At 62.5% G+C, this 19,414-nt stretch carries 19 protein-coding genes, 1 tRNA gene and 1 pseudogene; 12 read left to right on the forward strand and 9 right to left on the reverse strand.

The window, feature by feature from the left end:
- Positions 1-2: 2 nt before the first annotated feature.
- The 3 genes from NHF53_RS01085 to NHF53_RS01095 form a co-directional block, all read right to left on the reverse strand.
- Positions 3-79, reverse strand: a tRNA-Arg gene (locus NHF53_RS01085).
- Between the two features lie 137 nt (positions 80-216).
- Positions 217-1,701 carry an ATP-binding protein gene (locus NHF53_RS01090; RefSeq protein ID WP_374590976.1) on the reverse strand — a complete coding sequence of 495 codons (1,485 nt, stop codon included), beginning with the start codon at positions 1,699-1,701 and terminating at the stop codon, positions 217-219.
- Positions 1,702-1,893: 192 nt separating this feature from the next.
- A complete protein-coding gene (locus tag NHF53_RS01095; RefSeq protein ID WP_252832768.1) occupies positions 1,894-3,942 on the reverse strand; it encodes a methyl-accepting chemotaxis protein in 2,049 nt (682 codons plus the stop codon).
- Between the two features lie 423 nt (positions 3,943-4,365).
- On the opposite strand from NHF53_RS01095, the gene rpmH reads away from it, so the two are divergent.
- The 5 genes from rpmH to yihA all read left to right on the forward strand — a co-directional run bounded on the left by rpmH (position 4,366) and on the right by yihA (position 8,511).
- Positions 4,366-4,500 carry a 50S ribosomal protein L34 gene (rpmH, locus tag NHF53_RS01100; protein ID WP_078070738.1) on the forward strand — a complete coding sequence of 45 codons (135 nt, stop codon included), beginning with the start codon at positions 4,366-4,368 and terminating at the stop codon, positions 4,498-4,500.
- Between the two features lie 33 nt (positions 4,501-4,533).
- Positions 4,534-4,923, forward strand: a complete 390-nt coding sequence (gene rnpA / locus NHF53_RS01105) for a ribonuclease P protein component (protein ID WP_114362385.1) — start codon at positions 4,534-4,536, stop codon at positions 4,921-4,923.
- Positions 4,923-6,791, forward strand: coding sequence for a membrane protein insertase YidC (gene yidC / locus NHF53_RS01110; protein ID WP_252832769.1), 1,869 nt, complete (start codon positions 4,923-4,925; stop codon positions 6,789-6,791). The genes rnpA and yidC overlap by 1 nt, the downstream gene beginning before the upstream one ends.
- Positions 6,792-6,851: 60 nt before the next feature.
- Positions 6,852-7,769, forward strand: coding sequence for a DMT family transporter (locus NHF53_RS01115; RefSeq protein WP_252832770.1), 918 nt, complete (start codon positions 6,852-6,854; stop codon positions 7,767-7,769).
- Between the two features lie 82 nt (positions 7,770-7,851).
- Positions 7,852-8,511, forward strand: coding sequence for a ribosome biogenesis GTP-binding protein YihA/YsxC (gene yihA / locus NHF53_RS01120; RefSeq protein ID WP_114362382.1), 660 nt, complete (start codon positions 7,852-7,854; stop codon positions 8,509-8,511).
- Between the two features lie 25 nt (positions 8,512-8,536).
- On the opposite strand, the gene NHF53_RS01125 is transcribed toward yihA, so the two are convergent.
- The gene (locus NHF53_RS01125; protein ID WP_252832771.1) at positions 8,537-9,262 is read right to left on the reverse strand and encodes an anti-sigma factor domain-containing protein; all 726 of its coding nucleotides are present in this window, start codon (positions 9,260-9,262) and stop codon (positions 8,537-8,539) included.
- Positions 9,263-9,536: 274 nt separating this feature from the next.
- Here NHF53_RS01125 and argB point away from each other — a divergent pair, with 274 nt between their 5' ends.
- Entirely contained in the window at positions 9,537-10,424 is an 888-nt protein-coding gene (gene argB, locus NHF53_RS01130; protein WP_114362380.1) for an acetylglutamate kinase, read from the forward strand.
- Between the two features lie 9 nt (positions 10,425-10,433).
- Here the strand turns inward: argB and NHF53_RS01135 are convergent.
- Both NHF53_RS01135 and NHF53_RS01140 read right to left on the reverse strand, forming a co-directional pair.
- A pseudogene (locus NHF53_RS01135) lies at positions 10,434-10,967 on the reverse strand (methylated-DNA--[protein]-cysteine S-methyltransferase); the annotation flags it as partial.
- A 92-nt stretch (positions 10,968-11,059) separates the two neighbouring features.
- Complete coding sequence (locus NHF53_RS01140; protein WP_374590979.1) at positions 11,060-11,998, reverse strand: EamA family transporter; 939 nt, start codon at positions 11,996-11,998, stop codon at positions 11,060-11,062.
- A 79-nt stretch (positions 11,999-12,077) separates the two neighbouring features.
- Between NHF53_RS01140 and NHF53_RS01145 the strand changes: the two genes are divergently transcribed.
- Together NHF53_RS01145 and NHF53_RS01150 are read left to right on the forward strand one after the other, a co-directional pair.
- Positions 12,078-12,800 carry a pyrimidine 5'-nucleotidase gene (locus NHF53_RS01145; RefSeq protein ID WP_114362377.1) on the forward strand — a complete coding sequence of 241 codons (723 nt, stop codon included), beginning with the start codon at positions 12,078-12,080 and terminating at the stop codon, positions 12,798-12,800.
- 110 nt (positions 12,801-12,910) lie between these two features.
- Positions 12,911-13,492, forward strand: a complete 582-nt coding sequence (locus NHF53_RS01150; RefSeq protein WP_114362688.1) for an EF-hand domain-containing protein — start codon at positions 12,911-12,913, stop codon at positions 13,490-13,492.
- Between the two features lie 62 nt (positions 13,493-13,554).
- On the opposite strand, the gene NHF53_RS01155 is transcribed toward NHF53_RS01150, so the two are convergent.
- Positions 13,555-14,415: an LOG family protein gene (locus NHF53_RS01155; protein WP_114362376.1), complete on the reverse strand. Its 861-nt coding sequence runs from the start codon at positions 14,413-14,415 to the stop codon at positions 13,555-13,557.
- 153 nt (positions 14,416-14,568) lie between these two features.
- Between NHF53_RS01155 and dapD the strand changes: the two genes are divergently transcribed.
- From dapD to NHF53_RS01175, 4 genes are all read left to right on the forward strand, one after another.
- On the forward strand, positions 14,569-15,426 hold the full coding sequence (gene dapD / locus NHF53_RS01160) for a 2,3,4,5-tetrahydropyridine-2,6-dicarboxylate N-succinyltransferase (protein WP_252832772.1): 858 nt from the start codon (positions 14,569-14,571) through the stop codon (positions 15,424-15,426).
- Between the two features lies 1 nt (position 15,427).
- The gene (locus NHF53_RS01165; RefSeq protein WP_114362374.1) at positions 15,428-15,811 is read left to right on the forward strand and encodes a DUF805 domain-containing protein; all 384 of its coding nucleotides are present in this window, start codon (positions 15,428-15,430) and stop codon (positions 15,809-15,811) included.
- 108 nt (positions 15,812-15,919) lie between these two features.
- Positions 15,920-17,113, forward strand: a complete 1,194-nt coding sequence (dapE, locus tag NHF53_RS01170) for a succinyl-diaminopimelate desuccinylase (RefSeq protein ID WP_252832773.1) — start codon at positions 15,920-15,922, stop codon at positions 17,111-17,113.
- Positions 17,100-17,696: a hypothetical protein gene (locus NHF53_RS01175; RefSeq protein ID WP_252832774.1), complete on the forward strand. Its 597-nt coding sequence runs from the start codon at positions 17,100-17,102 to the stop codon at positions 17,694-17,696. The genes dapE and NHF53_RS01175 overlap by 14 nt, the downstream gene beginning before the upstream one ends.
- Before the next feature lie 24 nt (positions 17,697-17,720).
- Here NHF53_RS01175 and truA read toward each other — a convergent pair whose 3' ends face one another.
- A complete protein-coding gene (gene truA, locus NHF53_RS01180; protein WP_252832775.1) occupies positions 17,721-18,476 on the reverse strand; it encodes a tRNA pseudouridine(38-40) synthase TruA in 756 nt (251 codons plus the stop codon).
- Entirely contained in the window at positions 18,476-19,411 is a 936-nt protein-coding gene (gene fmt, locus NHF53_RS01185; RefSeq protein WP_252832776.1) for a methionyl-tRNA formyltransferase, read from the reverse strand. Before fmt ends, truA begins: the two co-directional genes overlap by 1 nt.
- Positions 19,412-19,414 lie beyond the last annotated feature (3 nt).

A 19,414-nucleotide genomic window follows, 5' to 3' on the forward strand; every position in this document is an offset into this window, starting at 1 on the left:
AATGGCGCACCCGAAGAGATTCGAACTCCTGACCCCCAGATTCGTAGTCTGGTGCTCTATCCAGCTGAGCTACGGGTGCGTGCCGTGCCGGCGTGTCACCGGCTGCGTGGCGATCCTCTAAAGCGTGGCGCGGAGGATTGCAAGCGAATTTCAGAAAAATCCGTCATTTTCGCATTACAATCCTGCCATGTGTTTGTTTTTGCATGAAATACGGCCTCATGCCCGGGCCCGCCAGTCGTCGAGGGCCACTGGCCGGTCAGGGATCTCGATCCTGAAAAGCGTGCCCGGTCCGGGCTTCTCGACAAGTGCGATGGTGCCGCCGTGGGCCAGCACGAGTTCCCGGGCGATCGCCAGACCGAGCCCCGTTCCACCGGATCGCGCGGCACCGCGAAAAGCGGCGAAGAGATTTTCTCGCGCCTTGCGCGGCATGCCGGGGCCGGTGTCGTCGATGGTGATAGAAACCACACTGCCGACCCGCTGCGCCGTGAGCGTCAGCCGCCGGACGACGTCGGGATCGCCTATTCCATAGCCCGCCAGCGCCTGGATCGCGTTGCGGCAGAGATTGTGGATCACACGGAAGAGCTGTTCGCTGTCAGCATCCACCTCCAGGTCGGCAGCCACCATGTCCACGAATTCGATGCCGCTTTCCGGATCGATCGCGAGGATGTCCCGCACCTCCTGACAGAGGACGGCAAGCTGAATACGCCGCCGGCGCGGCTCGGCCTCAGCCGCCTGGCCATAGGCCAGCACTTCTCTCGTATAACCGACCGCCCGGTCGATCGTGCGCAGGAGCTTCGGCGCGAAACTCTTGACCATCGGATCCTCGACATCCGCGAGGCGGTCGGACATCAGTTGTGCCGATGCGAGAATATTGCGCATATCGTGATTGATCTTGGAAACGGCGAGCCCCAGATCGGCGAGGTTCTTCTGTTGCTTCAGGGTTCGGTGCAACTGCTCCTGCATCATCGAGAGATGCCGGGAGGCGACCGCGAGCTCGTCGCCGCCCTTGTCCGGCACGAGAATACGCGTGGGATCTTCCGGGTCCTCCGTGAATTCTCGCATGCTGCAAGTGAGACGTCGGACCGGGCGGATCATCATCCGGTTGATGGCGAGATAGATGAGGACGCCGGTAATCACCGAAATAATCAGCGAGACCGTGACGAGATACCTCGCGAAGGAGAGCATCGCCTTGCGCAGACTGTCCTCGGAAAGGACGAGCTCGATTTCGATGTCGCTTTCGCCGACGGGTCCATAGACGCGGAGGATACGGTCGCCGCCGAAGAACAGCGTGTAGAGCGCATCGCTCACCGAACCGAGCGGATGGACGTTGGCCAGATCGAACTGGGCATCGACCTTCGGTGGCATATTGTCGACGACAAGAAGGCGCGAGGTCCCGTCCTTGCGCAGCACGATCGCCTTGGTGCCCGTCGCCATCAGCGCCTCGTCCTGCAGCGCCCGCGGCAACTCGATAGGCTGCAGCCCGTCGATCACGACGCCCGCGGCAGCCGCGGTTCGCAGTCTATCCTCCAGCCAGCGCAAGCGCATCGTGGCGATCGAGGGCGCGAAGATCAGCACCTCGGCAATCAAGACAAAAATGATCGTGAGCCAGAGGAGCTTGCCCGACAGTCCCTGAAAGAAGCCGGGAACGATCCACGGCTTCGGCGCGCCCTCGTCAGGTCCCGTCCGCATTTCGTCTGGCATCGGCTTCTCCTTGCCGCTGATCTTACCGCCGGTAGAAAGCCCCGGGGTGCATACATAGGATAGATCGAGAGGAAGAAAAAGATAAGCAGTGCCGAAAGAACGAGGCCCGCTATCGCTGCAATGTCTGCACGAAAGGGCCGCGAGCTACGCCCGCGGCCCAATGACACTTGTTATCCGACGCTCTAGGGACGATCAGAATTCTTCCCAGTCGACGTCCTGGGCGACCGCCGCCGCACCGCCACCGAAGGCGCGGGCGACGCTCCCCTGCATTTGCCGTGCCGGAGAGGCAACGGGCTTGCGCGGGGCGCTCGACGCGGCCGCCTGCATGCGAACCGGTGCCGGCGCATGTACCGGCGGCGTGGGGGCCGCACTCCCCCTTGCGCCGTCTGCAAGACGGAAGTGAGCGACAAGCGCGGCGAGGCCATCCGCCTCCTCCGAGAGCTTGTGGGTCGCTGCGGAGGTTTCCTCGACCATTGCGGCGTTCTGCTGGGTAACCTGATCCATCTGGTTGATGGCGGTGTTGACCTCCTGCAGGCCGGTCGACTGCTCCTTCGCTGCGGTCGCGATCGAATGGATATGGTCGTTGATCTTCAGCACCCGGCTCTCAATCTCCGAGAGAGCCTCTCCGGTCTTCTGGACGAGCTTGACGCCGCCGGACACTTCCTCGCCCGACTTGGTGATGAGCGCTTTGATATCCTTGGCGGCGTTCGCCGAACGCTGCGCAAGCTCGCGCACCTCCTGGGCCACGACAGCAAAGCCCTTGCCCGCCTCTCCGGCGCGAGCCGCCTCGACGCCAGCATTCAGCGCCAGCAGATTCGTCTGGAAGGCGATCTCGTCGATCACGTTGATGATCTGAGAGATCTCGCGGGAGGCCTGCTCAATGCGCCCCATCGCCTCGACAGCCTCGCCGACGACCATCGCCGACTGGGCGGCACTGCGGGTCGCTTCGCTGACCATCGCGCTCGCTTCCTGGGCCCTTTCGCTCGAGCCACGAACGACGACTGTGATCTCGTCAAGAGCCGCGGAGGTTTCCTCGAGAGCGGCGGCCTGCTGTTCCGTACGCTTGGCGAGATCGTTGGTGGCCGACATGAGCTCATCGGCATTGCCGTCGATGAGGTCGGTCTTGCCGCGGATGTCGATCATCATCTGCCGCAACCGGTCGACGGTGGCGTTGACGTTCACCTGCAGCTCGGCGAAGGCGCCCCGGAAGTCACCATGCATGCTCTGAGTCAGATCCCCTGCCGACAGGCTCGCCACCACGCGGCGCGTCTCCGCGACGCCGGCGTCGACCGCCGTCAGAAGCGCGTTGATATTGGCCGCGAAACGATCGAGATTGGCATCGTCGTAGCGCTTTTCGATCCGCCGGCCGAAATCGCCGTCGGCCGCAGCGGCCACCACCACCGACATGCTGGACTGCAGGTCGTCGCTCTTCGCCCGCATGGCCGCTTCCTGCGCGTTGAGGCGCTGGACCGCAAGTCCGTTCTGCTTGAAGATTTCGACCGCGGCCGCCATCTCACCGATCTCGTCCGCACGCCCGGCATAAGGAATGTCGACGCCGTAGTCTCCATCGGAGATCTTCTTCATGGCGTTCGTGACATTTCGGATCGGTCGGCTGAGCTGATTGACGGCGACGAACATGCCGAAACCGGCGCCACCGGCGACAGCCACGAACGTGACCCCCGCGATCAGCATCAGCATGAAGGTCTGAAACGACTTGAGCGATGCCGTGATTTCCTGAAGCGCGGCCTTGTCCTGTTCGACGACCGCATCGATATCGGCCTGGAATGCCTTCCGGTTGGCGCGGTTAGCCTCGTTGTTGCCCTGTTCGTTGGCCGCCTTCGGCTCAACCTTCGTGCCGAGACGCGCGGTCTCGGTACGGAACGTGCGGAATTCTGCTGCCTTTCCGACCATCGCGTCGAACGCGGCCTGCTGTTCGGCCGGAACGAGCGGCTTCCAGGCGGCAATCACACCGTCGATCTCGTCGAGATTCTTGAGGAGCCCTTTCGCAAAGGAACCCGCCTTCTCGGTCGTCGGAGCGGCGTAGATCCCACGCGCTTCCATGACCACCGCCGTCACCACCCTGTTCATATGCTCCCCGAGGTAGACTCGTTCGGAAACGGTACGCAACGCTTCTGCCCTTTGGGCATACTGGTTGGTGACGTAGACGCCTATTACCCCGATGACGACAGCTGCGGAACCCAGCATGCCCACAAGAGAATAAATCTTGCCGCCAATTTTCACGAATATAACTCCTCTCCAATAATTCTGGGCGAAAACCCATCGAATTATGGGGATTTTATACACGCGGCATTAATGAAGTCTTTCGCGCCTATTGTGCGGGTGCGAAGACGTACTTCTTCCTCAGGATGCAAGAGGAAGTTGAAATTTCAGTTCTATTTTTGGTGCAGCAATTATCTACATCCCTTGATGGCGTCCGGCCGGTGCATTTACCTGGGGCTGCAAGAAAAGCCGATCCTGCCGGAGGCTCGCACCAAGCTACGCGGCAACCGCGCAACCGATTGACTCTCGGGGTCTTCGCCCGTATAAGCCCCCCGCACGCCCGGAGATACTTGCCCGCTCACGCGGCAGATCCGCCGTGCGAAACTCCAACGCTCTTGCAGAAATGCAAACCCAAGAAGGGCCGCACACCGCGGTATTAAATAAATGAAGCGTACCTACCAACCTTCCAAGCTTGTTCGCAAGCGTCGCCACGGTTTCCGTGCGCGTATGGCCACCAACGGCGGCCGCAAGGTTCTCGCCGCACGCCGCGCTCGCGGTCGCAAGCGTCTTTCGGCTTAAGGCCGGACGTGCCCGATCCCAGGAAACGGGCGAATGACGTCTGATGAACCAACAAAAACTGTCGGGCGGCTGAAGAGCCGGCCGCAGTTTCTTGCTGTCCGCGAAGGCGAGAAGCGCCGCGGCGGCCTTTTTCTCCTCGAAGTGCTCGATCGCAATGAGCCCGAGGGCGAGCCGAGAGTCGGCTTCACAGTCACCAAGAAACATGGCAATGCCGTCGAGCGCAACCGTATGCGCCGCCGCCTCAAGGAGGCTGTGCGCGTGAAGGCGGGGTTTGCAATGCAGGCGGGACATGACTATGTGGTTGTCGCCCGGCGGGACGTACTGTCGGCGTCCTTTGAAGAGCTCACGGAAGAACTGGCCGAACGGATCGAAGCCAGGCCGAAACACAAGCGGTCTTCCCAGACCCGTTCCAGGAAAGTGTGATGGAAAACAAACGCAATTACTTCATCGCGATTGCCCTGTCCGTGCTGATCGTGCTCGCCTGGCAATTCTTCTATATGAATCCGAAGATCGAGGCACAGCGTCAGGAGCAGGCACGCATCGCCGAACAGGCGAAGACGGCCCCGGCCGGAAGCGAAAGCCCGGCGGAAAAGCCATCGGCGGGAGCCCAGGTTTCCGGCGCCCTGCCGGCGTCCGGCCAGGCTGGCGCGACTGCTACCCGCGAGGAAGCCATCGCCAAGACAGCCCGCGTCGCGATCGACACACCTGCACTTTCCGGCTCGATCAATCTGACCGGCGCCCGTTTCGACGACCTCAAGCTCAAGGAATACCGCGAAACCGTCGATCCGCAGAGCCCGATCATCACTCTCTTCAGCCCGGCCGACACGAAAGACGGTTACTTCGCCGAACTCGGCTACATTGCCGGCGAAGGCGCTGGCACGGCTCCCGGACCGTCGACCGTCTGGACACTGGCCGAGGGCGACAAGCTGACCCAGGCGACGCCGGTCACGCTCTCCTTCACCAATGAGGCAGGTCTGACCTTCACCCGTAAAATCTCCGTCGACAAGCATTACATGCTGACGGTCGAGGACGCGATCAAGAACGGCAGCGCAACGGCCGCCTCGGTTGCGCCCTACGGCCGCATCACCCGTTACAACAAGCCGACAACCCCTTCTGTCTACGTGCTGCACGAGGGCTTTCTCGGCGTGATCGGCGCGAATGGCAGCCTTATCGAAGAGAAGTACGGCAACGTCGAAAAAGAAGGCGTCACGAACGACAAGGCAACCGGCGGTTGGATCGGCATCACCGACAAGTATTGGGCAGCGGCTCTCGTGCCGCCGCAGTCGATCGCCTACGACTCCCGCTTCTCGCACTTTTCTGATGGCCAGCCGCGTTATCAGGCCGACTTCAAGAATGACGCCGTCACCGTCGCCCCCGGGCAGGAAACCAGCCTCAAGACGCTGGTTTTCGCCGGCGCCAAGGAAGTGCGCGTGGTCAACGGTTATGCACTCGACGATTCCTGGTTCGGAACACTCTTCTCCAGTCTGCGCGGCGGCGATTCCGCCGATGTACAGAGCTATCAGGTCCCCCGATTTGACCTCCTGATCGACTGGGGCTGGTTCTGGTTCTTCACCAAGCCGATGTTCCAGCTGATGGACTTCTTCTTCCGCCTGGTCGGGAATTTCGGTGTCGCGATCCTGCTGACGACGATCGTGGTGAAGCTTCTCTTCTTCCCGCTCGCCAGCAAGCAGTATGCTTCCATGGCCAACATGAAGCGCATGCAGCCGAAGATGGAAGAGCTCAAGGCCAAGTTCGGCGACGACCGGATGGGCCTGCAGCAGGCGACGATGGAGCTCTACAAAACGGAGAAGATCAATCCGGTGGCCGGTTGCTGGCCGGTACTGCTGCAGATCCCGGTCTTCTTCGCACTCTACAAGGTCATCTACGTCACGATCGAGATGCGGCACGCGCCTTTCTTCGGCTGGATCCGCGACCTTTCGGCTCCCGATCCGACGACTTTCGTCAATCTCTTCGGGCTTCTGCCGTTCGACGCGCCGACGTTCCTGCATCTCGGCATCTGGCCGATCATCATGGGCATCACGATGTTCCTGCAGATGCGCATGAACCCGACGCCGCCCGATCCGACCCAGGCCATGCTGTTCAACTGGATGCCGCTCGTTTTCACCTTCATGCTCGGGAGCTTCCCCGCCGGACTGGTGATCTACTGGGCCTGGAACAACACACTGTCGATCCTTCAGCAGTCGATCATCATGAAACGCCACGGCGTGAAGATCGAACTCTTCAACAACCTGAAATCGCTGTTCCGGCGAAAACCACAGCCAACCAAGTAAGACACCAAGAAACTCCGGAGCTCCCTCCGGAGTTTTTTTGTACACGCACCCGAGATCGATATGAGCCTCAACACGCTTTCCCCGGATACTGCCGTCAACGATATCCGCAAGGAGCGTGTCGGCGCGCTCCTGGTGTTCGGATCGGCATTCTTCTGGAGTTTCGGGGGCGCCATAGCCCGCTTTCTCGATGTGACCGACAGCTGGACTATCGTCTTTTGGCGCAACTTCTTTGCCGCTGTCTTCCTGATTGTCTTCATGGTGCTGCGCGACGGACCGCGAGGCACCGTCGCCCTCTATCGCAACATGGGTTGGCCGGGCTTTGTGGTTGCGGGCACATTTGCCACCGCGACGACCTGCTTCATCATCGCGATCGGCTACACCACCGTCGCCAATGTCGTGCTCCTGCAGGCAGGCGTGCCGCTCTTCGCCGCGCTGATGAGCCGGCTTTTCTTCGGTGAGAGAATCACGACACTGACTTGGAGTGCCATCGCGGCGGTCATCGCCGGCGTCGCCATCATGGTCTCCGGTTCATTTACCGGGGCCGTCTCGCCGATCGGGGATGCGCTGGCCCTGACGATCGCCATCGTCTTCGCCGCGACAACCGTGATCACCCGCCGGTACACCAATGTCCGCATGACGCCGGCCGCGTCTCTCGGGGCGCTTGTCGCCTGTGCAGTCGCGGCGACGCAGGCAGGCACGCTGCTCGTTCCGCTCGACCAGCTCGCACTGCTCTTCGTGTTCGGGACATTCAATCTCGGCCTCGGAATGGCGCTCTTCGTCACCGGCGCACGGCTGATCCCCTCGGCGCTCGCCGCCCTGCTCGGCACGGGCGAAATGATGCTCGCCCCGGTCTGGGTTGCGGTCATTCACGGCGAAATACCGAGCGAGCGCGCCATCTGGGGCGGGCTGGTCATCCTCGCCGCGCTCATCACCTATCTCGGCGCAGAATTCCGCAGGCAGCAGGCGGACCGGCACTGATCCAGGATAGCCTTTCTTCTTGACATCCCAGGCCAAAACCCGGAAGCCAGTCCGCTACGAACGAGAGACGAAGACGGAAGCCATGGCCGAGAACACCGCGACAAACGAAAAGCCGCTCTTCGGCAATCCGTGGATCTTCATTCGCGGCGTCCCGTCGATGAAATTCCTGCCGCCGGAAGGTCCGCTGGAGATCGCCTTCGCCGGGCGCTCGAACGTCGGCAAGTCGTCGTTGATCAACGCGCTTGTAGGGCAGAAGGGGCTGGCTCGGACGTCGAACACGCCCGGTCGGACCCAGGAGCTCAACTACTTCGTTCCGGACGGCTACAGCGGCGAGGCGGGTGACCTGCCTCCGATGGCATTGGTCGACATGCCGGGCTACGGCTACGCGCAGGCCCCGAAGGAACAGGTCGACGCCTGGACCAAGCTCGTCTTCGACTATCTGCGCGGCCGCTCGACGCTGAAGCGAGTCTATGTGCTGATCGACGCCCGGCACGGCATCAAGAAGAACGACGACGAGGTGCTCGACCTTCTCGACAAAGCGGCGGTCTCCTACCAGATCGTGCTTACAAAGATCGACAAGATCAAGCAGGCGGGCGTCCCGCGTCTGATCGCCGAAACCGTGGAGAAAATCCGCAAGCGGCCGGCCGCATACCCGGAAGTGCTGGCGACGTCTTCGGAAAAGGGAAGCGGTCTGGACGACTTGCGTTCGGCCATCCTCAATACCATCGGCCGCCGCGGCTGAGATGGCAAACAGCAGCTTCTCCCCCTCAGGGCCGGCTGTGAATTACGCCCTTTGCGATCATCGGCCCTGTCATCTTGCCGGTCAGCGAACCGCCGTAAGGTTCCATGCTGACCGCAAGCACGGCCTTTTCAACGAGCTGATCGCGTAGTTTGACCGGCACGAGGACATCACCGCCACCATCCGCCGGCAGAACACCGAGGGAAACCGCCTGATCCCCGCTTCCCATCAGCCAGAGCTCCAGCGACTTCGGCGCCGTCGTCGTACGCGCCGCCGGTGCGAGCCTGATCTTCCCGGTCATGCGGTCGTAACGCGCAGACAAGCCCGTAGCCTCGTTCGATCCCGTCATCTCCGCGACAAGGGTGTTCTCCGGCGCCTGAAACGGCCAGAGGCCTGCGCTTGCCGTAACAAACGCGGCGAACGCTGCGAAACCTGCCAAGGCCAGCGAACGCCACAAGCTCAGAGAGTTCCAGAGACTCGCGGCAAACCCTGAAAACGAAAGATCTGCGAGCGTTGCAGACCCATCGAAACGCGGAAAAACGGTCGGGGCACGTCTTCCCTCCGCACCATATCCCTCATCGATACGGGACAGGTTGCGCTCCCAGCGGCGAACCACCGCCGCGAAGGGTCGGTCGTGACGCAGCCGCTCCTCGACCTTCGCACGTTCATCGGCCGCGAGCACCCCGAGGACGTACTCGCCGGCAAGGACTTCGTCGCGGGATCGGTCTCCTTTGCTCTGATCGGGCGTCGTCATCGATCCATCGGTTCTCGGGTTGACATGCCATATGGCACGAGCCGCGTGCCGCGCCACATTCGGTCGCAGGCGAAACACGCACGGCCGCAAGCGCTACCTGGCACGTTGAAGAATCCAATTCTTCGCCGTGGCTGTCAATCGGTTTGCCACCTTGCACCGCCGCGCCACGCGGGCCGGTGTCTGCATCGCCTGCCGGCTCCAAGTTTTTCGCGCGATTATTCCCTCGGACCCGAACTTGCGCTACAAGGCCGCGATCCAACAAAAAGGATGTCCCATGACCGCCTCCGACAGCGAAATCCAGGCACGCCTCCTCGCCCAGGCGCTGCCCTTCATGCAGCGCTATGAAAACAAGACGATCGTCGTGAAATACGGCGGCCACGCCATGGGCAATCCCGAGCTCGGCAAGGCATTCGCCGCGGATATCGCCCTGTTGAAGCAGTCGGGCGTCAACCCGATCGTGGTCCATGGCGGCGGGCCGCAGATCGGCGCCATGCTGAACAAGATGGGCATCGAATCGCGCTTCGAAGGCGGACTGCGCGTCACCGACCAGAAGACGGTCGAGATCGTCGAAATGGTGCTGGCAGGCTCGATCAACAAGGAGATCGTCGCCCTCATCAACCAGACCGGCGAATGGGCCATCGGGCTTTGCGGCAAGGACGGCAACATGGTTTTCGCCGAGAAGGCGAAGAAGACGGTGACTGACCCCGATTCCAATATCGAGCGCGTTCTCGACCTCGGCTTCGTCGGCGAGGTGGTGGAAGTCGACCGCACCCTGCTCGACCTGCTTGCCAAATCGGAGATGATCCCTGTCATCGCACCGGTAGCGCCCGGCCGCGACGGCCACACCTACAATATCAACGCCGACACGTTCGCCGGAGCCATCGCCGGGGCGCTGCGCGCCACGCGTCTCCTCTTCCTCACGGACGTTCCGGGCGTGCTCAACGGGAATGGCGAGCTCATCAAGGAGCTATCGGTCGCCGAGGCGCGCGCGCTCATCAAGGACGGCACGATTTCCGGCGGTATGATCCCGAAGGTCGAGACCTGCATCGACGCGATCAATGCCGGCGTGCAGGGTGTCGTCATCCTGAACGGCAAGACGGCTCACTCGGTGCTGCTCGAGATCTTTACGGAAGGTGGCGCGGGAACGTTGATCGTTCCCTGATCCGCGGCCCTATTGAGGATCGCCCAGGGCGAAGAGGCCGATCGGCCGCATCTGTCCCTCGTGGCGCAGGAGCCATTTCTTGCGCCATAGCCCACCACCGTATCCGGTCAGGGAGCCGTCGGCCCCTATGCAGCGGTGGCAGGGTATGACGATTGCGATAGGGTTGGCTCCGTTCGCCTTTCCGACGGCGCGCACCGTTTCCATGCCGCCGACCGCGCGGGCGATGTCTCCATAGGAGCAGGTCTCGCCGAGCGGCACTTTGAGAAGCTCGTCCCACACGTTCTTCTCGAACTCCGAACCTTCCGGCGCGAGCGGCGTGCGGAACGATGCCGACTTGCCGGCAAAGTAATCCTCGAGTTCGGCGCGGATCTGGTCGATCAGCCGATTACGTCCGCAAACCACCGGCCGACGTGACTTCGCCTCCAGCGAAGCGAGCGTCGTTTCACGTCCCGTCGCCTCCCGAAATTCGAGAAAGCGCAGGTCGGTGCTGTCCGCTGCCGCGACCATGTCGCCAAGCGGCGTCTCGAACCATTCGGCAAGAAGCGGTTCCGTGGTGGCCATCGATCCGTCCCCGGTTGCCGAAACAATTTAGGAAGCGTGTAAACGACTGACAACCCGAAACCGGCGGAGATACGTCAGCCGAGGACGAGGATCAGCACGCCGAGGACGACGAACAGGCATCCGGCGAATTCGAGAACGGTGATCCGCTCCCGGAAGATGAATACCGACGAGGCGAAGGTGAACAGCATCTCGATCTGCGCCAGCGCCTTGACCACGGCGACCTGCTGCAGCGTCATGGCCGTGAACCATCCGAAGGAGGCGGTGGCGCCGACGAAGCCGACCAGAAGCGCGACCGGTGCTGCCTTCCCGACCCGGCGCAGTTCTTCGCGATCGCGCAAGGCCATCCAGACAAACATGGAGAACGCCTGCATCAGGATGACCATCACCAGCGTATAGCCCGCCTGCATCATCGAGTCCGGCGCCGGCAGGCTGGGCGCGAGCGACAACGAGGCGGCGCGATAAGCAATGCCGGAAACGCCGAAGAAGAGACCGGAAAGAAGCCCCACCAAAGCGGTTCGGCTGACGACCGCACGTAGGAGCGTTCGTGCGGCAAGTTCCGTCCGCGCAACGGAAATCAGCACGACGCCGACCACGGAGACGGCGATCGCGATCATCACCGACCCGGAAATCCGTTCGCCGAAGAAGACGAGTGCGAGCAACGCCGCCTGCGCCGGTTCCGTTCGCGAATAGGCAGTTCCGACGGCAAAGTTCCGGAAGGAAAACAGGTGTACGAGCAGGAAGGTCGCGGCAATTTGCGCGAAGGCCCCGACGACCGCCCAGAACCAGAATCCGGCGTTCGGGGCCGGAAGCGGCCGCCCAAGACCGAAGTGCAGGATGCCGAGATAGACAAGCGCGAAAGGCACGCCGAAGCCGAAGCGCACGAAGGTTGCCCCGGTCGTACCCATTCGCCCCTTGAGGTGTTTCTGTAATGCGGAACGCACATTCTGAAGGAATGCGCTGGTGATTGTGACGGCGGCCCAGAATTCCATGGCGACCGCGTTAGCACGGGGCATGCAAGGTCGCCATATGCCCGGAAGGAAAAGCGGTACGCCGGCGTTTATTTTTGCGGCGATCCATGTCACAGCTAAACCCATGACCACACCCCCCACACATCCCGACATGGCCGATTTCGCGCATGTGCGCGACTGGGTCTTCGACCTCGACAACACCCTCTATCCGCACCATGTCAACCTGTTCGCGCAGATCGACCGCAACATGACGGCCTATGTGGCGGAACTACTGCAACTCGAACCGGACGCCGCAAGAGTGCTGCAGAAGCAGTACTATCGCGATCACGGCACGACGCTTGCGGGCCTGATGCTCCACCATGGGGTCGACCCGAATGACTTCCTCGAAAGAGCCCATGCGATCGACTATTCGGCGATCCTGCCAGACCCTGCGCTAGGGACCGCGATCAGGGCCCTTCCCGGCCGCAAGTTCATATTCACCAACGGAACGGTGAAACACGCGGAGGCAGCCGCTCGGGCGCTTGGAATTCTCGAAAATTTTGATGATATCTTCGATATCGTCGCTGCCGATTACGTCCCGAAGCCCGCCGGCAGCACCTACGACAAGTTCGCGACCCTCAACCGGGTCGATACCGGACGCGCAGCGATGTTCGAGGACCTGCCCCGCAATCTTGCGATTCCCCGCTCGCTCGGAATGAAGACCGTTCTCCTCGTTCCACGCAATCTCGGTACGACCGTGCTGGAAACGTGGGAGCTGGCGGAGAATGCCGACGAGCCGGACTGCATAGACTACGTGACTGACGATCTTGCCGGCTTCCTTCAGACGATAGTCGGCACAAGCGACTGATCTTCTACGCATATTACCAAAAGTTCATGCAGCCTTACCGAAGTTTAAGTGGGATGGCGCCGCAGGAAGCCGTAGCTTTCCTTCATCAGAAGACGCTGAAAGGAATGCTCATGAACAGGAAAACACTCACGCTCACCGCCCTCGCTGCCACGCTTGTCGTCGGCACATCGGCGGCGGCTTTCGCCCACGAGGAGATGGGCGGAGCACGCGGTCCGGAAGCCCGCTTCGTCCACATGCTGCAGCAGTTCGACGAAAACAAGGACGGCAAGATCTCCAAGGACGAAGCCAAGGCGGGCCAGGAGAGGCTGTTCGGAGAAATCGACACTGACAAGGACGGCGTCTTGACCCCCGGCGAACTTCGCGCCCACCGCGAAGCCATGCGCGCAAGCGCGCCTGCCGATGGGAAGGGTGCGGGCGCCGGCATGGGACCGCAGGACGGAACCGGTCGTCAGATGGGCATGATGGGCTGGAAAAAGCACCATGGCGACCGCGCCATGAACGAGGATGGGCAGCGGCAGGGCATGGGGCCTGGCGGACGTTTCGGCGGAATGCGCATGGCCGACGCCGACGAGAACGGCCAGATCAGCCGTGAAGAGGCGTCCGTGGCGGGCGACAAGCTCTTCACCCGGATGGACCGCAATGGCGACGGCGTACTCTCCGCCGACGACATGCCGAAGCGCGGCTCCTTCTGATCCAAAAGGCATCCGCCCGTTGGAAGAGCAAAGGCCCGCGGCATTGCCGCGGGCCTTTCGCGTCAATGTTCGTAGTGATCGGCAATGACCTTCCAGGCCTGCTCCGCCGTTTCCACGAAATTCAGCAATTCGACGTCCTCGGGGGCGATCGTGCCGAATTCCGCGAGCGCGTCGAAATCGATGATCCTTCGCCAGAAAGCCTCGCCGAACAGGATGAGGGGAATCGGCGCCATGCGTTTGGTCTGGATCAGGGTTACCGCCTCGAAGAACTCGTCCATCGTCCCGAAACCGCCCGGGAAGATGGCGATCGCCTTGGCGCGCATCAGGAAGTGCATCTTCCGGATCGCGAAATAGTGAAAGTTGAAGCTGAGTTCCGGCGTGACGAAGGCGTTCGGTGCCTGCTCGTGCGGCAGGACGATGTTGAGGCCGATCGAGGGAGCACCGGCCTCTGCCGCTCCGCGATTGCCCGCCTCCATGACGCCGGGGCCTCCGCCCGTCATCACGACATATTCCTGATGGCCGTGTTGTGCCGAGTATTCCGCGCAGAGGCCGGCGAACTTGCGCGCCTCCTCGTAGAACACGGAAGCCGCCTCGAGATTGGCACGCTGTGTCTCGTTGCGCGCAGCCCACGCACTGGCCCCGGGGGCCGGGATGCGAGCTCCGCCGAACATGACGATCGTCGACTTGATCCCGCGCTCAGCCAATATCATCTCGACCTTCAACAGCTCGAGTTGCAGGCGAACGGGCCGGAGTTCGTCACGGCAGAGGAAATCGTCGTCGATATAGGCGAGACGGTAGGATGGGGATTCCGACTGCGGCGTCCGCGGTACGCCGGCGGCCACCTTGCGGTCGGTCGTGCTGTCTTTCAGAGGATCCCAGATTCCACCGCTACGCTGTCTCGGACCATTCTCTAGCTTCGCCATTTTCACTGCCTTTCTCTGCCGGAAACGACCGCGGAGGTCGCGGGCGGCTGTTTTCAACCCCCGGCGAATGCGCTACAGCAGAACGCCAGTTTCCGATCGCGAATCCGGAAATTTCCGGGGTAAACGATAGACAACGAAGTTTAAGGAATTCAGATGACCGCCATGGATATCAGCCAGCTCGAGAGCATCGTTGAAGCCGCCTTCGAAAACCGTGACACTGTAAACACGTCGACGCGCGGCGAAGTTCGCGACGCAGTGGAGACCGCTCTCAATCTGCTCGACAGCGGCAAGCTGCGTGTCGCATCACGCGGCGAAGATGGCGCCTGGACCGTTCATCAGTGGCTCAAGAAGGCTGTTCTCCTCTCCTTCCGCCTGAACCCCATGGAGATCGTCGCAGGCGGTCCCGGCGACGCGGTCTGGTGGGACAAGGTACCGTCGAAGTTCGCCGGCTGGAGCGCCAACGAGTTCGAACGTTCCGGCTTCCGCGCCGTTCCCGGCTCGATCGTCCGGCGCGGCTCGTTCATCGGCAAGAACGTCGTGCTGATGCCGTCCTTCGTCAATCTCGGCGCCTATGTCGACGAGGGCACGATGGTCGACGGCTGGGCCACGGTCGGCTCCTGCGCCCAGATCGGCAAGAACGTTCACCTGTCCGGCGGCGTCGGCATCGGCGGCGTGCTCGAGCCGCTGCAGGCCGGGCCGACCATCATCGAGGACGATTGCTTCATCGGCGCGCGCTCGGAAGTCGTGGAAGGCTGCATCATCCGCGAGGGCTCGGTGCTCGGCATGGGCGTCTACATCGGCAAGTCGACCCGCATCGTCAACCGCATGACCGGCGAGATCAGCTACGGCGAAGTGCCGCCCTATTCGGTGGTGGTGGCCGGCTCGATGCCGACCTCGGGCACGATGGGCAACGGCGCGGCCGCGCCCAATCTCTATTGCGCGGTGATCGTCAAGACCGTCGACGCCAAGACCCGGTCGAAGACCGGCATCAACGAGCTTCTCAGGGACTGACGTGCAGGACACTGTTCGCACGCCAGGCATCGGATGGCTGTTCTTCAGTCCGTCCGGTCGTGCCGGGCGGCAGGTCTTCGTCCTTTCCTGGCTGTTCTGGATGATGGCCAACGGCTATACGACCTCCAAGCTGGTTCTGCATCAGGACGACGAAAGCGTTTTGCCGTTCTGGAGCATCCTCTTCTTCGGAGTATTTCTGACCTCGGTGGTGTCCGGGCTCATGCTGAGCGTCAAGCGTCTGCACGATATGGGTTTCACCGGCGTGCTGGCCGTTGCTCTCTTCGTGCCGGTGGTGTCGATCGTGCTGCTGCTCTGGATGTGCGTCTGGCCTTCCGAAGAGGGCCCGAACGCCTATGGTCCGACGACCGACCGGCCCCAGAAATGACACATCTGCCATCATGGTGACAGCTGGGGGACGATCGGCTACACCTTGCGAACTCCTCCTGCGGCATGCCGCCGCCCAGACCGGTTTCCATCCTCGACATTCAGAACCATGACCGCCACAAATCCCGTTGAAAACCTGCAGGCTCTCATCCGTTGTCCATCTGTCACGCCTGCCGAAGGCGGTGCGCTGACTGCGCTTCAAGCCATGCTGGAGCCGATGGGCTTTGTCGTCTCGCGCGTGACGGCGTCCGAAGAAAATACTCCCGACATAGAGAACCTCTACGCGCGGGTGGGCACGAGCGGCCCACATCTGATGTTCGCCGGCCATACCGACGTGGTGCCGATTGGTGACGAGGCGGCCTGGAGCCATCCGCCGTTTGCGGCCGAGATCGCCGACGGCGTACTTTACGGCCGCGGTGCGGTCGACATGAAGGGCGGGATCGCCTGCTTCGTTGCGGCGCTCGCCCGCAGCATAGAAGAGAAAGGCGCGCCCAAGGGCTCGATCTCCCTGCTGATCACCGGTGACGAAGAGGGTCCGGCGATCAACGGAACGATCAAGCTTCTCAAATGGGCCGCCGAAAAGGGTGAGCACTGGGATGCCTGCCTCGTCGGCGAGCCGACCAACCCGGACCAGCTCGGAGACATGATCAAGATCGGTCGTCGCGGGTCACTGTCCGGCACGATCACCGTCCACGGAGTGCAGGGGCATGCCGCCTATCCGCACCTCGCCGACAACCCCGTTCGCGGCATCATCCGTCTCGCCGAAGCGTTGATGAACCCGCCCTTCGACCACGGCACGGATAATTTCCAGCCGTCAAACCTCGAAGTGACGACGATCGACGTCGGCAATCCGGCGACCAACGTCATTCCGGCGAAGGCCACGGCACGCTTCAACATACGTTTCAACGACGTCTGGACGGCCGAGACGCTGCAGGCAGAAATCATCCGACGCCTCAATGCCGCCGCCGCAGATACGACGCTGAGGCCTGCGCGCCAGCCGCTGAAGTACGACATCGTCTGGTCGGAACGTCCGAGCCACGTCTTCCTCACCCGCAACGAGGCCCTCATCTCTTCGCTTTCGGATGCCGTCGAGCAGGTGACAGGACAGACGCCGCAGCTTTCAACGACCGGCGGCACCTCGGATGCCCGTTACATCAAGGATTACTGCCCGGTCGTGGAATTTGGCCTGGTCGGTCAAACCATGCACATGGTGGATGAGAGGGTGGCCGTCGAAGATCTCGAGACACTCACGCGGATCTACCAGACCTTCATCGAGCAATGGTTTGCGAATGCCGACGCTTAGGGAAGTCAAGCTCTACCTGACCGGCCTCTGGCTGCTCTTCCAGCGTGACACGAAAGGCTTCAGTTTTCTCGACCTCACGGATCGCGGCGCCCTGCGCTCCTTCTGGGCCATGGCCTGGGCCGCACCGGCCATTCTCGTTTCCTGGCTCTGGTGGCGGGCTGCCTATCTCGCCGTCATGCCGCTCGGCACGGAGACGGGACCGATCTTCTTCTTTCGCCTCGCGCTCGTCGAGGTGGCCAACTGGCTGGTGCCGGTCGTCCTCGCCGGCCTGCTTGCCTGGGCATTGGGGATCGGCCCGCGGTTTGCCGCAGTCGTCACGGTCACCAACTGGCTCGCGCTTCCCGTCTCCTACGCCTATGCCGCCTTGATCGTGCTGATGGTGCTGCTGCCCGCCCTCAAGGGTCTTCTGACGATCCTCTGGCTGGTGCTGTTGCTGACGCTCGTCTTCGCGCTTTTCCGCATCCTGCGCACGGTGCTCGGCGACCATACGTTGACGGTCGCGACGATGACCATGGTCCTCCTGGTTCCGACGATGCTGTTGTCCGAAGTGCTGGAACGCTATCTCGGGGTTTTCCCCGGATAGACGACATGCGCGACCCGACCGGCCTCAAAGGCCGTCGGGGTAGTCGACCTTCAGGAAGTAGAGCCCTTCCGGCGGTGCCACAGGGCCGCAGGCGGCACGGTCCCGCGCCTCGAGTGCCGCCCGCACATCGGCCACCGACATCTTGCCTTCTCCGGCAAGCTTCAGCGTTCCGGCGAAGGAACGGATCTGATTGTGAAGGAAGCTCTGGGCCGAGGCGCGGATCTCGATCAGGTCGCCGGCACGCGTCACATCGAGTCGGTCCAAGGTGCGCATCGGGCTCGTCGCCTGGCAATGCGCGGACCGAAAGGTGGTGAAGTCGTGATGGCCGACAAGTTGCTGTGCGGCCTCGTGCATTCGCTCGTGGTCGAGCGGCTTCGGTACCCACCACGCCCGCTTCAGTTCCACCGCCAGCGGCGCCGGGCGGCTGATGATACGGTAAAGATAATGCCGCCGGACGGCAGAGAAGCGAGCGTCAAAGCTCTCATCCGCCTCCAGTACGTCAAGGACCGCGACGCGTTCACCAGCCAGACCGAGATGAGCATTGAGAGCGTTGCGCAGCTTGTAGGGTGCCCAGGGGCGCGAGAGGTCCGCATGGATGACCTGGCCGAGCGCGTGGACACCGGAATCGGTTCGGCCGGCGCCGCGGATCGACACCGTCTCGCCGGTCAGAGAGAGGATGGCGTTCTCCAGCGCCTGCTGGACGGAATGCCCGTTCTCCTGCCGCTGCCAGCCGACATAGTGGGTGCCATCGTATTCGACGGTCATGCGAAAGCGCGGCATCAGATGAGAACCGCGCCGCGCGGGATCGGGGTGCCGCGCAGGAATTCGGTCGCGGCAAGCGGTTTGCCGCCGGCACGTTGCAGCCGCGTGAGCCGCACCGCACCCCTGCCACAGGCGACTGTCAGGTATTCGTCAAGCACTTCGCCGGGCCTACCCTGCCCTTCGGCGAGAGTCGAGCCGAGCACCTTCACCCGTTCCGGCTTGCCGTTGATCTCCACCTCGAACCAGGCGCCCGGGAACGGTGCCAGTCCACGAACATGGTTGTGCACGTCGTGGGCGTCGCGGGCAAAGTTGATACGTGTTTCGCCCTTGTCGATCTTTGCCGCGTAGAGCACGCCTTCGGAGGCTTGCGGCGTGAGCGGCAGATCGCCGGCCTCGAGTTTCGCCATCGCTTCGACCAAGGCTTCCGCGCCGATCCGGCTCAGCCGGTCGTGCAGCTCACCCGCCGTCATGTCGTGCGCGATCTCGACCTTGCGCGTCAGCACGACGGGGCCGGTATCAAGGCCCTTGTCCATCTTCATGACCATCATGCCGCTTTCGCGATCGCCGGCCATGATCGCCCGCTGGATCGGAGCCGCACCGCGCCAGCGCGGCAGAAGCGACGCATGGCCGTTGTAGGCCCCGAGCCTCGTGCCGCCGAGAACCTCTTCCGGCAGCAAAAGACCGTAGGCGACCACGACTGCAACGTCAGCATCGAGCGCGCGAAAAGCCACCCGCTCCGCCGGCTCCTTGAAGTTTACCGGCGTAAACACCGGGACGCCGAGCTTTTCAGCCGCCTGGTGCACCGGTGATTTTTGCAGATCCAGACCCCGCCGGCCGCCGGGACGTGGCGGTTGGGTATAGACGGCGACGATCTCGTGGCCGGCTTCGGCAAGGGCGTCAAGCGTCGGAACGGAAAACTCCGGCGTCCCCATGAAGATGATGCGAAGTGCCATGGT

Origin of the sequence: Ciceribacter sp. RN22, assembly GCF_024054295.1 — a bacterium.
In the GTDB taxonomy this organism is placed as follows: Bacteria; Pseudomonadota; Alphaproteobacteria; order Rhizobiales; family Rhizobiaceae; genus Allorhizobium; species Allorhizobium lividum.

Coding starts and splice junctions, on each gene's coding strand:
- NHF53_RS01090 (WP_374590976.1), bottom strand. CDS start 1,701: ATGCCAGACGAAATGCGGACGGGACCTGACGAGGGCGCGCCGAAGCCG.
- rpmH (WP_078070738.1), top strand. CDS start 4,366: ATGAAGCGTACCTACCAACCTTCCAAGCTTGTTCGCAAGCGTCGCCAC.
- rnpA (WP_114362385.1), top strand. CDS start 4,534: ATGACGTCTGATGAACCAACAAAAACTGTCGGGCGGCTGAAGAGCCGG.
- yidC (WP_252832769.1), top strand. CDS start 4,923: ATGGAAAACAAACGCAATTACTTCATCGCGATTGCCCTGTCCGTGCTG.
- NHF53_RS01115 (WP_252832770.1), top strand. CDS start 6,852: ATGAGCCTCAACACGCTTTCCCCGGATACTGCCGTCAACGATATCCGC.
- yihA (WP_114362382.1), top strand. CDS start 7,852: ATGGCCGAGAACACCGCGACAAACGAAAAGCCGCTCTTCGGCAATCCG.
- NHF53_RS01125 (WP_252832771.1), bottom strand. CDS start 9,262: ATGACGACGCCCGATCAGAGCAAAGGAGACCGATCCCGCGACGAAGTC.
- argB (WP_114362380.1), top strand. CDS start 9,537: ATGACCGCCTCCGACAGCGAAATCCAGGCACGCCTCCTCGCCCAGGCG.
- NHF53_RS01140 (WP_374590979.1), bottom strand. CDS start 11,998: ATGCCCCGTGCTAACGCGGTCGCCATGGAATTCTGGGCCGCCGTCACA.
- NHF53_RS01145 (WP_114362377.1), top strand. CDS start 12,078: ATGACCACACCCCCCACACATCCCGACATGGCCGATTTCGCGCATGTG.
- NHF53_RS01150 (WP_114362688.1), top strand. CDS start 12,911: ATGAACAGGAAAACACTCACGCTCACCGCCCTCGCTGCCACGCTTGTC.
- NHF53_RS01155 (WP_114362376.1), bottom strand. CDS start 14,415: ATGGCGAAGCTAGAGAATGGTCCGAGACAGCGTAGCGGTGGAATCTGG.
- dapD (WP_252832772.1), top strand. CDS start 14,569: ATGACCGCCATGGATATCAGCCAGCTCGAGAGCATCGTTGAAGCCGCC.
- dapE (WP_252832773.1), top strand. CDS start 15,920: ATGACCGCCACAAATCCCGTTGAAAACCTGCAGGCTCTCATCCGTTGT.
- NHF53_RS01175 (WP_252832774.1), top strand. CDS start 17,100: ATGCCGACGCTTAGGGAAGTCAAGCTCTACCTGACCGGCCTCTGGCTG.
- truA (WP_252832775.1), bottom strand. CDS start 18,476: ATGCCGCGCTTTCGCATGACCGTCGAATACGATGGCACCCACTATGTC.
- fmt (WP_252832776.1), bottom strand. CDS start 19,411: ATGGCACTTCGCATCATCTTCATGGGGACGCCGGAGTTTTCCGTTCCG.